At 47.0% G+C, this 16,973-nt stretch carries 19 protein-coding genes; 18 read left to right on the top strand and 1 reads right to left on the bottom strand.

Annotation, left to right across the window (positions count from 1 at the left end; genetic code table 11):
• The first annotated feature begins 6 nt into the window (after positions 1-6).
• The 18 genes from L9P87_RS02660 to eat all read left to right on the top strand — a co-directional run bounded on the left by L9P87_RS02660 (position 7) and on the right by eat (position 15,621).
• Positions 7-459, top strand: a complete 453-nt coding sequence (locus L9P87_RS02660) for a EutP/PduV family microcompartment system protein (RefSeq protein WP_237443130.1) — start codon at positions 7-9, stop codon at positions 457-459.
• A 22-nt stretch (positions 460-481) separates the two neighbouring features.
• Positions 482-1,135, top strand: coding sequence for an ethanolamine utilization acetate kinase EutQ (eutQ, locus tag L9P87_RS02655; protein WP_237443129.1), 654 nt, complete (start codon positions 482-484; stop codon positions 1,133-1,135).
• Positions 1,136-1,139: 4 nt separating this feature from the next.
• Entirely contained in the window at positions 1,140-1,964 is an 825-nt protein-coding gene (eutT, locus tag L9P87_RS02650) for an ethanolamine utilization cob(I)yrinic acid a,c-diamide adenosyltransferase EutT (RefSeq protein ID WP_237443128.1), read from the top strand.
• Complete coding sequence (gene pta, locus L9P87_RS02645; protein ID WP_237443127.1) at positions 1,961-2,938, top strand: phosphate acetyltransferase; 978 nt, start codon at positions 1,961-1,963, stop codon at positions 2,936-2,938. Before eutT ends, pta begins: the two co-directional genes overlap by 4 nt.
• Before the next feature lie 27 nt (positions 2,939-2,965).
• Positions 2,966-3,256: an ethanolamine utilization microcompartment protein EutM gene (eutM, locus tag L9P87_RS02640; RefSeq protein ID WP_237443126.1), complete on the top strand. Its 291-nt coding sequence runs from the start codon at positions 2,966-2,968 to the stop codon at positions 3,254-3,256.
• Between the two features lie 24 nt (positions 3,257-3,280).
• Positions 3,281-3,562 carry an ethanolamine utilization microcompartment protein EutM gene (gene eutM / locus L9P87_RS02635; protein WP_237443125.1) on the top strand — a complete coding sequence of 94 codons (282 nt, stop codon included), beginning with the start codon at positions 3,281-3,283 and terminating at the stop codon, positions 3,560-3,562.
• Positions 3,563-3,569: 7 nt separating this feature from the next.
• Entirely contained in the window at positions 3,570-3,872 is a 303-nt protein-coding gene (locus L9P87_RS02630; RefSeq protein WP_237443124.1) for a EutN/CcmL family microcompartment protein, read from the top strand.
• Between the two features lie 103 nt (positions 3,873-3,975).
• The gene (locus L9P87_RS02625; RefSeq protein WP_237443123.1) at positions 3,976-5,364 is read left to right on the top strand and encodes an aldehyde dehydrogenase family protein; all 1,389 of its coding nucleotides are present in this window, start codon (positions 3,976-3,978) and stop codon (positions 5,362-5,364) included.
• A gap of 21 nt (positions 5,365-5,385) precedes the next feature.
• Entirely contained in the window at positions 5,386-6,258 is an 873-nt protein-coding gene (gene eutJ / locus L9P87_RS02620; RefSeq protein ID WP_237443122.1) for an ethanolamine utilization protein EutJ, read from the top strand.
• Positions 6,245-7,501, top strand: a complete 1,257-nt coding sequence (locus tag L9P87_RS02615; protein ID WP_237443121.1) for an iron-containing alcohol dehydrogenase family protein — start codon at positions 6,245-6,247, stop codon at positions 7,499-7,501. Before eutJ ends, L9P87_RS02615 begins: the two co-directional genes overlap by 14 nt.
• A complete protein-coding gene (locus L9P87_RS02610) occupies positions 7,488-8,927 on the top strand; it encodes an ethanolamine ammonia-lyase reactivating factor EutA (RefSeq protein ID WP_237443120.1) in 1,440 nt (479 codons plus the stop codon). Before L9P87_RS02615 ends, L9P87_RS02610 begins: the two co-directional genes overlap by 14 nt.
• Positions 8,928-8,937: 10 nt before the next feature.
• A complete protein-coding gene (locus tag L9P87_RS02605) occupies positions 8,938-10,299 on the top strand; it encodes an ethanolamine ammonia-lyase subunit EutB (protein ID WP_237443119.1) in 1,362 nt (453 codons plus the stop codon).
• Positions 10,277-11,242 (top strand): ethanolamine ammonia-lyase subunit EutC, encoded by a 966-nt coding sequence (gene eutC, locus L9P87_RS02600; protein WP_290368477.1) that lies wholly within the window; start codon positions 10,277-10,279, stop codon positions 11,240-11,242. Before L9P87_RS02605 ends, eutC begins: the two co-directional genes overlap by 23 nt.
• 48 nt (positions 11,243-11,290) lie before the next feature.
• Positions 11,291-11,947, top strand: a complete 657-nt coding sequence (gene eutL, locus L9P87_RS02595; RefSeq protein WP_237443118.1) for an ethanolamine utilization microcompartment protein EutL — start codon at positions 11,291-11,293, stop codon at positions 11,945-11,947.
• Between the two features lies 1 nt (position 11,948).
• Positions 11,949-12,278 (top strand): BMC domain-containing protein, encoded by a 330-nt coding sequence (locus tag L9P87_RS02590; RefSeq protein ID WP_237443117.1) that lies wholly within the window; start codon positions 11,949-11,951, stop codon positions 12,276-12,278.
• Positions 12,275-13,609 (top strand): 4Fe-4S dicluster domain-containing protein, encoded by a 1,335-nt coding sequence (locus tag L9P87_RS02585; RefSeq protein WP_237443116.1) that lies wholly within the window; start codon positions 12,275-12,277, stop codon positions 13,607-13,609. The genes L9P87_RS02590 and L9P87_RS02585 overlap by 4 nt, the downstream gene beginning before the upstream one ends.
• Positions 13,610-13,611: 2 nt before the next feature.
• Positions 13,612-14,160, top strand: a complete 549-nt coding sequence (locus L9P87_RS02580; RefSeq protein WP_237443115.1) for a BMC domain-containing protein — start codon at positions 13,612-13,614, stop codon at positions 14,158-14,160.
• 57 nt (positions 14,161-14,217) lie between these two features.
• Positions 14,218-15,621: an ethanolamine permease gene (eat, locus tag L9P87_RS02575; protein ID WP_237443114.1), complete on the top strand. Its 1,404-nt coding sequence runs from the start codon at positions 14,218-14,220 to the stop codon at positions 15,619-15,621.
• Positions 15,622-15,696: 75 nt separating this feature from the next.
• Here the strand turns inward: eat and L9P87_RS02570 are convergent, their stop codons facing one another.
• Positions 15,697-16,911, bottom strand: a complete 1,215-nt coding sequence (locus L9P87_RS02570; protein ID WP_237443113.1) for an OmpP1/FadL family transporter — start codon at positions 16,909-16,911, stop codon at positions 15,697-15,699.
• Positions 16,912-16,973: the final 62 nt, after the last annotated feature.

Raw genomic sequence — 16,973 nt, 5'->3', positions numbered from 1 at the left:
GTCGGTTTGAATCAAATAGTCGATATCGGTGATTTTGTGTTAGTCGGAGAGGTTGACGCTGGCAAAACCTCGCTGCTGATGAACCTTCTAGAGGTCGATGGCACTGCGGTGAAAACTCAGGCGGTTGAGCACTATCGGAATAACATAATCGATACGCCCGGTGAGTATATTAGTCGTCGCTCTTACTATGGACCGCTACTAACAGCCCTGATAGGCATTGATACTATTCTCTATTTGCACCCCTCGAATTCTCGTAGCTTATGCATGCCTATTGACCTTTTGCATGTCTATGCGAATAAGAGAATCGTTGGGGTCATCACTAAAACAGACTTAGAAGATGCTGATATAGAATTTTCAAAGAGGTTGCTGGTCGACCATGGAATAAAAGAGCCAATTTTTGAAATTAGCCAAAAAGATCAGGAAACTATCGTGGCATTAAAAAATTTTTTAATGCGCTAAATTTTATCTTTAGGAGATAAAGATGAAGCGGTTAGTAACAGCAGATTGTATTAGAAAGTTGCACAAGCAGGGAGAGGTGCAGTTGTCGGTCAACTTGCAGCAGGTAATCATTACACCTGAAGCAAAGGACTTGATGAGCAGCTTCAATATTAAGTTGATTGCCGGTACTGATGATGCGGCGTCAACCACAAGCCATGACAGTGTGACTGATGCTGTAAAAAGGAAGTTGCCACCAGGAAAACATGATTCAAAATTAATTGAGCAATTAGTTAAAAAGGCTGTGTCAGAGTTTCAAACAGACAGTTCGGATAGCAATGGTGTGAAGCTGGTATCTGATGCCGGAGTGGTGTTGGTTAAAGGGGGGAGTGTATCTCTCGCAGACTTCGAAGAAGCAGGTGTTAAGAATATCAAAATTGCAGATGTTATAGGCAGTGCTGATAAAAGCAGGATGGGTACGGGTTTTCTAGAGTGGAACAATGCTTTTTTTCCGTGGACCTTAACCTATGACGAAATTGACGTTGTACTTGAAGGTGAGTTGCATATCAAATCAGGTGAACAGGTATTTATTGGCAAGCCCGGTGATGTGATGTTTATTCCCCAAGGGGCCAGTATTGAATTCGGTAGTCCTGGGCATGTGCGTTTTGTCTATGTGACTTATCCTGCAGATTGGGCTTAGTGCGATGGCTGAGCAGGCTTATATCACGCCCAAATACCTTCACGATCACCTCAGTTTAAGTGAGGGTGGTGAAGTGCGCTTGCCAGCGGGTTATTTGCTTACGCCTGCTGCACGCCAGTTGCTGAGTGATAAGGCGATTACAATCAAGTGGATTGATAGTGATGGCAAGGTATATGTAGATAGTGTTGAGTCTCCGGAACAAAGGGACAGAGTCCACCCATTGAACACAGTCGATGCCGGACAGCAAACGGTATGTTCGTATTGCGGCTCCGGCGTTCACGATAAGTCTGGTTTGATGACGCATCTCGATGGCAGCCAGTTGGTATTAAAAACACATCGCCAGATTGTTTTGCGAGGCCAGATAGACAGCCTGATAGCACAGGTTGTTGTGGCGCAGTGTGACTTTTCACAGCACCCGGATTTGCTAGTCGTCGAGGGCTATCTTAAAGATATTCGATCGTATCTCGGCCATATGCTGAAGTCTGAGGTGACGGGGGAAATGCTTAACAGCCTCACTATGGGAGGTCTTGATGAAAACCTCATTCATCAGGTTTCGCATAATCCGATGAAGCACCTAGGGCATGATCATATTGTGCCTGATACGGCACAGGGTATGAGTATTGCGAAGCTGAACGTACTGAGGTGTTTGAGCCGCGAAACTGAATTACTAGCGATTCAAACTTATATAGATACTTCTAATCGTCTCGAGCGTGAAGATATTCCCAATGGGTTGAATCGTTTAAGCAGTGCCTTCTACATCATCATGATTATGTTGCTGGTTTTTTATAACGGTAACCGACAAATATTTCAGCAGGTGACTGCACGATGACACTTATTGAGCAATGCAAAGAAAGCTGTAAGAAAAACCCAAAGCGTGTGGTTCTCCCTGACGCTAACGATATACGAGTTGTTGAGGCGGCGTCACAACTGAGTTCACAGGGGTTGGCGATTCCGGTTCTTATCGGGAACCCCTTTGTGTTACGAGATATTGCCATTGATGGTGGTATCTCACTCACCGGTATTCAAATTATCAATCCAGCCTCCAGTGCAAAATTTGACGCGTATTGTGAAGCTTATCGTGTCAAAAATTCCAAGAAAAACTTTTCTCAGCAAGAGTGTATTAATGCGCTACTGAATCCTCTCTTCTTTGCCTCAATGATGCTTGACCAAGGGGATGCAGATTTCTGTATTGCCGGAAATTTATCAACCACGGGTGATGTGATCAGGGCAGCGCTGCGTTGTGTAGGCCTTGCGGAAAAGGCCAATACGGTATCGAGTTTTTTTATTATGGTTTCACCCGATGGCAGTGAGGTAAGGGCATTTTCTGATGCCGCAGTTGTGCCGCTGCCAAATGAGGATCAGCTTGCCGATATTACAATTGACACAGCGAATAATTTTCAACGGTTAACCGGCATTTCTCCTAGGGTTGCATTACTTTCTTTTTCAACCAAGGGCAGTGCAGAGCATCCGATGGTGCAAAAGGTTCGCGATGCCTTCGAGCAGGTAAAGTCACGAGAGCCGGGGCTGTTGGTGGATGGCGAATTACAATTTGATGCAGCGGTGTCTCCAGATGTTGCAAGAAAAAAGGCACCGGATAGCCCGTTAATGGGTGACTCGAATGTACTTATTTTTCCGTCATTAAACGCAGGAAATATTGCCTACAAAGTAGCCCAGCGACTATGTGGTTACGATGCATTGGGCCCTATGTTGCAGGGCTTGGCTAAACCTGTTCACGATTTATCTCGGGGTTGTAGTGCCGACGACATCATCGACATTACTGTCCTAGCATCACGTATGGCATAATTTTTTTAACCAGAGGAAGCAATAGTTATGGAAGCATTAGGAATATTAGAAACCAAGGGACTAACCTGCTTGATCGAGGCATCTGATGCCATGGTGAAGGCTGCCAGAGTAGAGTTGGTGGGCTACCATCAAATAGGTAGTGGTTTAGTGACTGCATTAGTTCGTGGTGATGTCGCAGCTTGCAAGGCTGCTACTGATGCTGGAGCTGCAGCGGCTGAGAGGCTGGGGGAGTTAGTGGCTGTGCATGTTATTCCCCGTCCACATGGTGATTTAGAGAATATTTTCCCTATTTCAATCAAAAAAACGTCAAAGAAATAAAAACATTTTATTAGGAGCTCAACAATGAACGAAGCATTAGGGATTTTGGAAACTAAGGGCCTGACTGCACTTATCGAGGGCGCAGATGCAATGGTAAAGGCAGCCAGAGTTCAGCTGGTGGGTTATCAGCAGATTGGCTCTGGCCTGGTTACCGTAACGGTGCGTGGAGATGTGGCGGCGTGCAAGGCGGCAACGGATGCGGGTGCAGCAGCGGCTACACGTTTAGGTGAATTGGTGGCTGTTCATGTTATCCCGCGCCCACATGATGACCTTGAAGCGATATTCCCCCTGCAAGCAAAGGGCTGATTAGACGATGCGGTTAGCAAAAGTGATTGGACAGGTTGTCTCAACCGCCAAACTCGACGGTTTGTCTCAGGGAAAATTAACACTGATACAAATGCTGGATGCATCAGGGGAGGCGGAATCTGAAATTGCCGTTGCCTGTGACATCATCGGGGCAGGAGTTGGCGAATGGGTTTTTACTGTCTCAGGCAGTAGTGCTCGTGTTGTATTAACAAATGCCGATCAGCCGCCGCCGATCGATTTATTGATCGTTGGCATCATTGACCAGGTATCAAGCAGTACGGGTATTGATTACAGCAAAAAATTGACATAGAAGGGATGAGTTAACCCTGGGGACAGGCTATTGGCATTGACAGGCTAATTGTAACTGTTATGGGTAAACCTGTGCCTCCGTGCGAGTTTATGGATGAGTGAATATGAATCAACAGGAAATAGCACTGGTTGTTCAACGCGTTATTGAGCAATTAAATAGCCCACAAATAGATGGCGATAGCTGCGGTATTTTTGATCGTCTCGAAGATGCCGTATCAGCGGCGCAATTAGCTCAGACAAAGATTGGTTCGGTGGCCTTAAGAGATAAAATTATCCATGCGATTCGTAAAACAACCATGGCTAATGCAAGACTGTTATCAGAAATGGCTGTGGCAGAGACCGGGTTTGGCCGAGTAGAAGACAAATACATAAAGCACCGCCTGCAAGCTATGAGAACGCCAGGTACTGAAGCCGTTATTCCTCAGGCTATCTCCGGAGACAATGGCCTGTCTTTATTGGAAAACGCTCCATGGGGTGTGATTGCATCGGTTACACCATCCACCAACCCAAGTGCAACGGTTATCAATAACTCGATTAGCATGATTGCCGGCGGTAATGCTGTTGTTTTTGCACCACACCCAGCGGCGAAGGCCGTTAGCCAAAAAGCGGTACAGCTGATTAACGAGGCTGTGGTGGGTGCTGGCGGGCCAGCTAACCTCGTCACCACAGTAACCAATCCCGACTTAGATAACGCGAATAAACTGTTCACGTATGATGATTTGAAGCTACTTGTGGTGACCGGCGGCGATGCGGTTGTCGATGCTGCACGCGCTGTGACTCATATGCGTTTGATTGCAGCTGGCCCGGGGAATCCTCCAGTGGTCGTTGATGAAACCGCAAATATTGAGCGTGCGGCAGTCAGTATTGTTCAGGGCGCATCTTTTGATAACAATATTATCTGTGCTGATGAGAAAGAAATTATTGTCGTTGAGTCAGTCGCAGATCAGTTAATGGCTGCCATGTGTCGTCATGGTGCTGTTGAAATCACTTCATCCCAAGCGGAGGCCGTTGCCAAATTAGTGCTCAAAGATTATCCACAAAATCCAAGAGTGAACTCTCAGTGGGTGGGTAAAGATGCTGCTGTTATTGCCGAGGCTGCGGGTTTTAATGTACCGCAAGAAACCCGTTTGTTAGTGGTTGAGGGGAATAAAGATCATGTGTTTGCAGTAACCGAGTTAATGATGCCTGTCATAGCGTTTATTCGCGCATCGGATGTAGATCAAGCAATTGACTGGGGTGTTGCGTTAGAGCAGGGTAACAGGCACACCGCAGCCATGCACTCTACCAATATCGATAATCTGTCACGCATGGCTTATGAGATTAACTGCTCATTATTTGTAAAAAACGGACCATGTTTAGCTGGTTTGGGTGCGGGAGGTGAGGGGTGGACATCAATGACTATATCGACTCCCACAGGTGAGGGGGTAACTAACGCCGCTACATTTGTGCGCAAGCGCCGCTGTACCATGATCGACTCATTTAGAATCGTATAATAATCGAAATAGGTTGTTGTCATGGAAGCTATAAATCGAAGACTTATGAGGGCTCATACTATTGTCAATGACTGCAGCCCTTTTCACTGCGACGGTGATTACACTGTCGGGGTAGACTTGGGTACTGCTGATATTGTGACAATGGTTGTTGATCCATCGGGTTGGCCTATCGCCTGCTTCTTGGACTGGGCAAGTGTTGTCAAAGATGGCGTTGTCGTCGATTATTATAATGCGTGTAAATTAGTACGGCAGCAGCTTGATAAAGTAGAGAAGAAACTGAATATCTCTGTTGAAGTGGTCAATACTTCTTTCCCGCCAGGTACCGATGCTCGTATATCTACCAATGTGATTGAGTCTGCAGGGGTTATGATTGGGGAGGTTCGGGATGAACCATCTAGTGTTGCGGAATTACTCAATGTTTCTGCTGGTGCCGTAGTTGACATTGGCGGTGGCACCACGGGCACTGCAATTATTAAAAATCATACAATTACCCACTCCTTCGATGAGCCAACTGGTGGGACTCATATGTCGCTAACGATTGCTGGCAATAGACATGTTAGTTTTGACGAGGCAGAGCGATTAAAGAAATCATCTAAAAATGCACAGCTAATGCCTATCGTTAAACCGGTGATTGAAAAGTTTGCAGACATCATTACACAGCATGTTTCAGATCATGACATTGATGAAATATATTTGACCGGAGGTACCTGCTGTTTTCCTGAGATAGACAGAGTCTTTGCTGAAGTGATGGATGACAAAAATATTATTCTGCCTGATTTTCCTCTCTATTTAACGCCCTTGGCCATAGCGTGTAGTGGTTTAAGTCATACCAGCATGCTTCAGCCATATGCAGATGAAACATCAAGCAATGTAGGGGTGAATGGCGTTGCCTAGTATTGATGATGTCGAACACATTGTTTTGTCAACAATAGACCAATTGTCTACACGGTCTATTTATTCATTTCGTGCGCCTCTATTGACCTACGTCGGTGAAGGAGCCAGCTCAAAGCTTGGTTCAACATTACAAGATGAAGCAGTTGCTTCAGTGCTTTTTGTTGCCGACCGAATAGTTCATCATTTAGGTTTGCTTGATGGGGCTATCCGATCCTGTGAAAATGTGGGCATTCGAGTTTCGGTATTTGATCGGGTGGAAGGAGAAACCTGTGATGCTGTTGTATATGAAGGAATAGAAGCGCTAAAGAAATCAAATGCAGATTATATTATTGGCTTTGGTGGTGGCTCAGCTCTCGATGCGGCCAAGGCTATTGCAGTATTAGCAGATCATCCCAAATCACTAGACAGTATTGCTGTTGTCGGTGAAAAATTTAAGCCGAGAATTGGTCTGGGCGCAGTGCCAACAACAGCAGGAACTGGCTCTGAAGTAACTGATGTAGCGGTTATATTAGATAAAAAAAATAATAAAAAAGTGGTGATTAAACACCCGAAATTAATACCAGACCTGGCCATACTTGATCCGAATCTGATGTTGGCAATACCCGCGCCAATAACTGCGGCAACGGGTGTTGATACACTATGCCATGCTATTGAGGCATATGTGGCTAAGGATAGTTGTTCGTTGGCTAGGGCGCTGGCTGCTAGGTCAATTCGTATTTGTTTTCGCTGGCTTGCCAAGTGTGTTGGTGACGGCAGCAGTGTTTATCCTAGGAAAAAAATGGCTGAAGCCAGCTATATGGCAGGCCTTGCTTTCTCTAATGCAGGCCTAGGATTAGTGCACGCAATGAGCCACCAAATAGGCGCTAAGTATCACATCCCGCATGGTGTGGCTAATGCTATTATGTTACCACCTGTGATGCGCTTTAATAGTTTGGTCTGTGCTGATGCGTTTTCTGCCTTGGCTAAATTAATCGATTTACCATTACAAGGCTTAACCAAGCTACAACGTTCTGATGCTTTCATTACCGCTGTGACAAATTTAATACTGCGTTTGGGGCTGCCTGCCGATTTAAAGAGCTTTGATGTTTGTGCATCAACTTTCGATGGTTTGGCAAAGCAGGCCATCGATGATATTTGTATTCTAACAAACCCACGAACGACCACCTGCGAGCAGATAGTTGATCTATATAGGCAGGCTCAGGTGAGTTCAGTCAATACCGGAGATCATCATGTCGGTATTTGAGCAGCAAAAAATAATTCATAGCTTGGGTATTGATATTGGTACCACGACGAGCCAGGTAATTTTTTCTCGGTTAGTGTTAGTGAATAGAGCTTCTGCCAGTCAAATTCCCCATTACGAGTTTGTTGAGCGTGCCATTATTTTTGAAAGTGAGATCCGGATTACACCCATTGACCAAAGCGGTGTTGTTGATGCTGAACAGCTTTTTGACTTCGTTAATCAACAGTTTGAACTTGCAGGTATCAATAAATCAGATGTAGAAACAGGGGCTATCATTATCACTGGCGAGACGGCGAAGGCTGAGAATGCCCGTCAGGCCGTGATGTCATTGTCAGATGCGATGGGGGATTTTGTCGTTGCTACTGCTGGGCCTCATCTTGAGTCAATTATTGCAGGCAGGGGATCAGGCGCAGCGGAGTATTCGTTAAGAAATAATTGTACTGTATTGAATATTGATATAGGCGGGGGTACGTCAAACTATGCAGTATTTGAGGCGGGTAAAGTGGCTGATAGTTGCTGCCTAAATGTTGGCGGCCGACTGATACGCATGATGGACGGAAAACCTGATTGGGTAACAAAAGTTGGTGGCGAAATTATCGCATCGATATTTAAGAAAAATATCTCGGCTAACGAGTTAAATAAGCAACAGCTTGATAAATTTGTTGATGCACTTGCAGATGCCGTTGTCGAGTCCTGTGGGCCTATTAGGTCTGAGTTAACGAATAAATTGATGATGACAGAGGCTCTATCTAACCATCACTATGATGCTGTTTTTATCAGTGGTGGGGTCGGTGACTGTTATTATAAATTAGTTAATGGGGCTGAACTTGAGGATTTTAACTTTGATGATCTTGGAGCACATCTAGCGTTAAAGCTGGTGAAAAAATTCAAACAAGAGAACTTCACGATCAAACAACCGCTGCAAACAGTCCGTGCTACGGTAATCGGTGCGGGGGCTTACTCATTAACATTGTCAGGCAGCACTATCTGGCTTAATCACACTGATTTACCCATTAAAAATATTCCTGTTGTCCACCCTCAGATAAATTGGTCTAAACCGGGCAGCGATATAAAACAAGCGGTGATGACAGCCATCAAAAGAATGGACTTAGATCAGCACAGTTCTACCTATGCTTTGGGGATCGATAAGACGATGCCGATGAACTATTCCTCGGTTAACCGCGTTGCTGAATCGTTGGCGCAATTCTATCGAGGTCATAGCGATGCTAGCAAGCCTATCATTATTGTATTGAATAACGATTTAGGAAAAGTGTTAGGGATGGAGATGCAGGGTCATCTCAAAAATAGGAATTTGGCCATTATTGACGAGGTATTCACCCAAGAGGGAGATTACGTTGATATTGGAAAAAGTTATTTCGGTGGCGATATTGTACCGCTTACCGTCAAATCATTAGCGTTTCCATCGTAAGGAGTAACGAATGGCTTATAAAACCATCCTTTTTGGAAAGGGGTATCAATTTAACGATGTTAAAGAGGTCTTGGCTAAGGCGAGTGAGCTGAGGTCGGGTGACGTCTTGGCTGGCGTAGCTGCGGAAACGTCACAGGAGCGGGTTGCTGCCAAGCATGTACTGAGTGAATTGACGCTTAATACGCTGCGAGAAAACCCTGTTATCTCCTATGAGGAGGACGAAATAACTCGGATTGACCAAGATCAGGTGAACCGTAACATCTTTGAGCAGATCAAGAATTGGACGGTGGCGGATTTGCGGGAATATATACTATCTGATGAACCCAGCCTTGAAGATTATGAGAGACTACGCAAGGGTTTGACCAGTGAGATTATAGCAGCCTGTGCCAAATTGATGTCTAACGGCGATTTAATGTATGCCGGGAAAAAGCTTATTGTGCCATCTAAGGCTAATGCAACTATCGGCTTACCTGGACGCTTCGGCAGCAGGTTACAGCCCAACGATACCCGAGACAATATCGATAGCATGGTAGTCCAGGTCTATGAAGGCTTAAGCTACGGGGCTGGAGATGCAGTGCTGGGTATTAACCCTGTTACCGACAACGTCGAAAACACTCGGCGGATGCTCGATGCCTTGCAAGAAATTATTGATAAACTAAAAGTTCCGACACAGCCCTGTGTCTTAGCGCATGTCACAACCCAAATGGACGCTATCCGTCAAGGTGCTGGTGCAGGCCTGATTTTCCAGAGTATTGCTGGCAGCCAAAAAGGCCTGGAGGAGTTTGGCGTTACTGTGGCGATGCTTGACGAGGCCGATGATGTTGGTCGCCAGTACTGCACTAACGCTGGTCCGGCACATATGTATTTTGAAACAGGACAAGGCTCAGCATTATCGGCTAATGCGCACTACGATGCAGACCAGACAACGATGGAGGCCAGGTGTTATGCGTTGGCCAAAAAATACAGACCACATCTTGTTAACACGGTTGTTGGTTTTATTGGACCGGAGTATTTGTTCAATCACCAGCAAATTATTCGTGCAGGTTTGGAAGATCATTTTATGGGGAAGCTTGCTGGTATCTCAATGGGTTGCGATTGCTGTTATACCAATCATGCCGATACTGATCAGAACTCTAATGAAAACCTACTCGTATTACTGGCATCAGCGGGTCTAAACTTTGCGGTTAACCTGCCGATGGGTGATGACATCATGCTCAATTATCAGACTAACTCTTTCCATGATGTTGCTTTTGCTCGGCAGTTATTAGGGCTTAGACCGGCACCCGAATTTGAGGCTTGGATGGAAACAATGGGTTTGATGGAGAATGGTCGATTAACGGCGAGAGCCGGTGACCCGTCAATTTTCTTTTAACAGAGGATTCACAATGAACGAAGCACAGATTGAAAGTATTGTTCAGGCTGTTTTAGGAGAGCTTGGTGAGGCCAAAAACTCTGGCACAATTACCGAGGTGGCTGCAGGTATTGTCAGTCAGCTGGACGCAACGGGTAAGGCGACGCAGGCACCTAGATCTAACGGTTTAGGTTGTATCGAGCTAACGGATGACTTGGCAAGCGATAAATTTAAAAACTGGATCGGTGTAAAAAATGCCAACAAACCTGACGTCAATGAAAATATGCGTAAGCAAACAACGGCGAGAATATTAGTTGGTCGTTGTGGCCCAAGACCGACCACAATTCCACTGTTAAGGTTTAGCGCCGATCACTCTCGATCAAAAGACACGGTGATTAAGGAGGTCGCGCCTGAATGGCTGGAAAAGCACCGTTTACTGGAGGTGAAAAGCCAGATTACAAATAAAGAACAGTATCTCACCCGGCCGGATTTGGGGCGTCGTTTGGACGAGGAATCGAAACAGTTAATACTAGAAAACTGTAAAAAATCACCGCAGGTTCAATTGGTGGTATCAGATGGTTTGAGTACAGATGCCATTACTAATAACTATGATGAGATTTTACCGCCGCTGCTAAAAGGGCTTGAAAATGCAGGGCTGAATGTCGGTACCCCGTTCTTTTTAAGATACGGGCGTGTGAAAGCGCAGGACGAGATAGGTGAGCTGTTAGATGCCGAGGTCAACTTGTTGTTGATCGGTGAGCGCCCTGGACTTGGCCAATCGGAAAGCCTCAGTTGTTATGCTATTTATCGGCCAAACACTACTACAACAGTTGAGTCAGATCGAACGGTAATCTCTAACATCCACGCAGGTGGTACACCGCCGGTTGAAGCGGCAGCTGTTATTGTAGAGCTGGCGCGAGAAATGCTTGCTAAAAAAGCAAGTGGTATTGGTTTAAAAGGCTAGCTTGATGCTTGGTTTTGCAAGTTAAAGCAATATAACAAGGACATTATTATGGCGGTTTTATCGGCAATACCTGCAACGGTTTTAGCAACGAGAATGGTGGCTTCTGTTTCTCCGGCATTATCCCAGCAGCTTGGACTGGGAAAAAACCAATACAGTATCGGCATGATAACCAGTGACTGCGACGATGTGACTTATGTGGCTCTGGATGAGGCGACAAAGGCGGCCAATGTCAATGTTGTCTATGCGCACTCGTTTTACGCCGGCGCCGATCATGCTTCCGGGCCAACCTCTGGTGAGGTCATTGGTATTATTGCAGGCCCAGGCCCATCTGATGTGAGAGCCGGTTTAAGTCGTGCTATTGAGGTGATTGAAAACGAAGCCGCTTTTCAGACAGCCAATGAGACAGGAGATATGGCTTTTTTTGCCCATGTTGTTTCGGCTTCAGGCAGTTATTTATCAGCACAGTGTGAGGTGGCAGCAGGCACAGCCTTGGCCTATCTTATCGCGCCACCGTTAGAGGCAATCTTTGCGATTGATGCGGCATTAAAAGCCGCTGACGTTGAACTTTGCGACTATTTCGCACCGCCTTCAGAAACTAACTTTGCCGGGGCTATTTTATCGGGCTCGCAGGCGGCGTGCAAGGCAGCTTGTGAATCATTTACTCAGGCGGTGCTCGACTGTGCCAGCTTACCGAAAGAGGTTTAGCGTGGATAACAGTCTAGGAATTTTAGAGGTTAATAATTTGACCTGTGCGATTAATGCCAGTGATGCCATGGTCAAGGCGGCAATGGTGCGGTTAATTGACAAACGATTGATTGGCTCGGCCTACGTTACGGTATTAATCGAGGGGGATCTGGCTTCTGTTATTGCCGCTGTTGATGCAGGGACGGCGCTGGCAAATGAGCAACAGGCGTTAATCTGTAGTCATGTCATTGCAAGACCAATGGATGATATAGATCTCATATTGCATCCAGAAACAGTACAGGCAAAGAAAACAACTGGTGGCAGGCGAAAAAATAGCAAGGTGAAGAAATGAACGATTTTGTCGATAAGGTGAGGGCAGCAGGTGTCGTCGGTGCCGGTGGTGCGGGGTTTCCTACCTATGTAAAAGTCGATGCCTCAGTTGACACGGTTTTGTGCAATGGTGCTGAGTGTGAGCCGCTACTGAATAAAGATCAGATGATGATGCAGCACTACGCTGAGAAAGTCATTGTCGGTATGAAACTGGTGATGGCTAATGCGGGGGCAGAGAGGGGGATTATTGGCGTTAAATCCAAAAACGCCAAGAGCATCGAAGCATTATCATCAATGCTGCCAGCAGATATCACCATTTTTCAAATGAGCAATCAATATCCGGCGGGTGATGAATACGAGTTAGTGTATCAGGCGACAGGACGATTAATACCGGCTCAAGGGCTGCCTATGCAAGTAGGTTGTATTGTTCAAAACCCGGAAACCCTTTACAACATAGCCAATGCGGTAGAGGGCAAGGCTGTTACCCATTCGTTAGTGACTATCCATGGTGATGTTGCCAAGCCCGTGACAGTATGGGCCCCGCTGGGGATGACTTATGGTGAGCTGATTGATGCCGCTGGTGGCGCCTTGGTGGATGATTTTGTCATGGTTGATGGCGGGCCTATGATGGGGCCTGTTATTGATGATGTGATGACCAGAGTCACCAGGCTTTCCAGTGGGATTATCGTGCTGCCGCGGGACAATAATTTTGTTGCTAGAAAGTTGGCGCCAGAGGCGGAGTATCGCCGAATCGGAAAATCAGCCTGCGATCAGTGTAGTGACTGTACTGAAATGTGTCCCCGCTACTTGATGGGCTATCCGATCAAACCTCACCTGGTGATGCGTTCATTACTTACCTCGGGTGAGATGAGTGAAAGCTTGGCTGTATGGGCGCAGGCCTGTTGCGGCTGCAATATTTGTACTTTCTGGGCCTGCCCAGAAGGTTTGGATCCGAGAAATATTTGCCAAACCACGGCCCGAGATTTACGTGAGCAAGGACGTTGGTTGCCGCCAGAAGAATTACAAAAGTTACAAGTTGAGCCTCACCCTATGCGTGAGTATCGCGCGGTACCAGCTGACCGCCTTGCTCGTCGTCTTACCCTGGGGCGTTTTATGAAAACCTATGCGGAGTTTATCGAGCAACCGTTAGCTGCCAGCACCGTTATTATTCCATTACAGCAGCATATAGGCGCACCGCCGACACCGGTTGTCAGTGTTGGTGACAGGGTCACCGTCGGTCAAAAAATAGCAGAGGAGGCGGCAACCTCTTTGTCAGTGCCTGTGCATGCAAGTATTTGCGGCAAGGTGGTATCGATAGATAATGGGTCCATTGAAATTGAAGGCGGAAAATAATAATGGTCAATGCAATTGGAATGATTGAACTGACATCGATAGCAAAAGGCTATCAAGTCGGTGACGCGATGTTAAAAGCGGCAAATGTCGATGTACTGTTTAACCGAACAATTTGCCCAGGAAAATTTATGGTCATGGTGGGTGGCGATGTGGCGGCGGTTGAAGCGGCGGTCGAAACAGGGCTTGCGATTGGTGACGATACGGTTATTGATGACCTGTTAATCCCCAACGTTCATCAAGATGTGTTTCCGGCGATATCGGGAACCCGTGTGATCACAGAAACCGGTGCTCTGGGTATTATTGAAACCTTCTCGGTTGCCTCGGTTATCGAAGCTGCGGATGCCGCGGTAAAGGCAGCAAATGTGGAATTAATTGATGTGCATTTAGCCATGGCGATCGGTGGCAAAGGTTATATGACGTTAACCGGAGATGTGGCGGCGGTTACCGCGGCCATCGATGCGGGCAGCGCCGTGGTGGCAACGCGGGGATTGCTGGTTCAAAAGGTGGTGATTCCACAGCCAAGAGAAGAAATATTGCGCGATAAAATCTAAAAGAAAACCGTTGTAATCAAGATGTAGTGAAACGTCAATGCCTGAGGAGGTGACACGATGTCAGAACATCATATAGATCAAGACTATCTAGCAAAGAGACAGTTGAAAAAAGGAACAGCGGGCTGGATGTTATTAGCTGGCCTCGGTGTTTCCTATGTTATATCCGGTGATTTTGCCGGTTGGAACTTTGGTATCGGGGTGGCAGGATGGGGCGGCTTTGCCGTTGCCGCAGCCTTGATGGCGGTAATGTATTTTACTCTGGTGCTATCTCTGGCTGAAATGTCAGCGGCAATCCCCGCTGCCGGTGGTGGCTATAGTTTTGCTCGTCAGGTTATGGGCCCGAGCGGTGGCTACTTAACCGGCTTGGCCGTGCTGATAGAATATGTATTGGCTCCGGCGGCTATTGTGGTGTTTATTGGCTCAGCGGTGGAAGAATTGACGGGGCTTAACGGACCTATCGTCTATGCCGCTTTTTATATTATCTTTGTCGGAGTGCATTTAGTCGGAGCCGGTGAGGCGTTAAAATTGATGATGGTGATCACTGCGCTGGCCATCTTTGCCATTATTGCAACGTCTGTTGCCTTATTTGGCAGCTTCGATTCAGCCAACCTGTTTAACATTGCGCCGGACCCTACCATCGCCGGGGCGACTGAATTTCTGCCCTTTGGCTGGCACGGAGTCTGGGCTGCCTTACCCTTTGGTATGTGGTTATTCTTAGCGGTTGAAGGTGTGCCGCTGGCGGCGGAGGAGGCAAAAGATCCGGCCACCGATGTGCCTAAGGGGATTATTGGAGCGATGTTGTTCTTGCTGATCTCTGCTGTTTTAGTGGTCTTTCTATTAGCCGGCGCCGCCGGTGCCGATGTGATTGGTGATAGTGCCGTCCCACTGGTTGATGCCTTGAAGGCAACAGGTCATACGACGCTGGCGACAACGGTCAATGTCTTGGGCTTGGCCGGCTTAATAGCCTCGTTCTTCTCGATTATCTACGGTTATAGCCGTCTGGTGTTCGCGCTGTCGAGAGCAGGTTATTTGCCCCAGTTTTTATCCTTGACCAGTGAGCGTAAGGCCCCAACTTGGGCGTTGGTCATCCCTGCAATTTTTGGTTTTTTGGTTTCGTTGACCGGTGAGGGCGATTTGATCTTAGGAATGGCGGTTGTCGGCGCAACGATTTCATATGCACTGATGGCAATATCGCATATTTTACTACGATTAAACCATCCAGAAATGCACCGCCCCTATAAGACGCCTGGGGGAATTTTCACCTCGGGAATTTCTCTGGTGTTGGCGATAGTGGCATTGACCGGTGTCTATGCCTTCGACCCGAGAGCGTTTAATTACACCATAGTGTTGTATGTGGTGGGTGCCCTGTACTTCTTCTTGTACAGCAAGAATCATCTGGTTGCCAAGACCGCCGAGGAAGAGTTCGAGATGTTGGCGGCTGCAGAGGAAGACTTGGGCTGATATTTTGTCGGTAAAATAGAAGCAAAAAAAACCGCGCCATAGCGCGGTTTTTTTATGGGGCAGTATAAGTTCGTCTTAGAACTTGTAGCTACCACCGACAGAAAGGATGTGAGCTGAGTTGGTTGCAGAAAAAGTGGTGTCGTTAGGTGCAATTGGTGATGTTGGTTCTTCAATAGAACTGGTTTCACCATCGACATACTGATAACCGGCATCGATATTCATCTTATCGCTGACGTTCCAGGTTGCACCAACGCTGTAGAGTACGCGGCTGCTATCCGGTAGGCGAAGAGTACGGTGCTCGTCAGTGCTAGGGGTTTCGTCGTAGGCAATACCGGCACGCAAGGTCCACTCTGGGTTAAGCGTGTAAGTTGCACCTACTGAATAGCGCATAACATCTTGGTAGTCTTCAATAACAACAGGGACTTGTGTGCCGCCGTTATTATCAACCTTAATGGCCAGCTCTTCGAAGCTGCTCCAGTAAGTGCGCTGGATGCTGGCGTGGACAGCAAACTGATCGTTAATGTCATGATAACCAGCCAATTCTAGCATTGCCGGTAAATCGAGATCAGCGCTGCCGCCGGCGTTCCAGGCAGGGATGAAGTCTGATTTAATATCACCATCAAAGCTAAGCTTGACCTCAGACTTATAACTCAAACCAACACGAGTCGCTTCATTGAATTCATAAAGTGCGCCAACGTTCCAGCCATAAGTGGTGTCATCACCTTCGAGTTGCATTAGGTTTACTTCACCACCAGGCAATGCTGAGCTTAATTCTGCCGTTGCGTGAACGACACTGATGCCTAAACCAAGACTTAACTGATCGGTGACTTTATAGCCCATGCTACCGGTGAGGTAGTAGGCGACGATGTCAGAAACATCGGCAGAGGCCAGGGCGCCAAAATCTTTATCATAGTCAGTTTTAAAGCCGAAGTCTGAATACATACCCAAGCCAAGTACCAACTTGTCATTGATCGGCGCGGCGAAATAGCCGGCAGGGACAACCGCAGACGGAGCAGAGCTAGAGCTGGACAATGAGTCTGTTGGGCCATCGATTTTGACGGTGGGGTCAACATAGGCAAGAGCACCGGTAACGGTGTTGGTTTTGATGCGTGTTAAGCCGGCAGGGTTGTGAGAGATGGTGCTAGCGTCATCGGCAATGGCGGCTTCACCGGCATTGGCGCGGCCTAGGCCTGCTGCGCTGTGTTCATTAATGGCAAAGCCAGCAGCGTTAACCTGTGATGTCGCCGCAGCGATCGCAAGTGCTAGAGGAAGTTGACGAAGTTTTAACATGGAGTACACCCTTAACTGAATATCTTTAGTTGTTTACTGGCCTAATCTCTTTGGACTCTTGG

The organism is Sinobacterium norvegicum, from assembly GCF_923077115.1.
Classification (GTDB): domain Bacteria; phylum Pseudomonadota; class Gammaproteobacteria; order Pseudomonadales; family Sinobacteriaceae; genus Sinobacterium; species Sinobacterium norvegicum.
The sequence above is the reverse complement of the archived record's forward strand: the minus strand, read 5'-3'. Positions and strand labels throughout refer to the sequence as shown.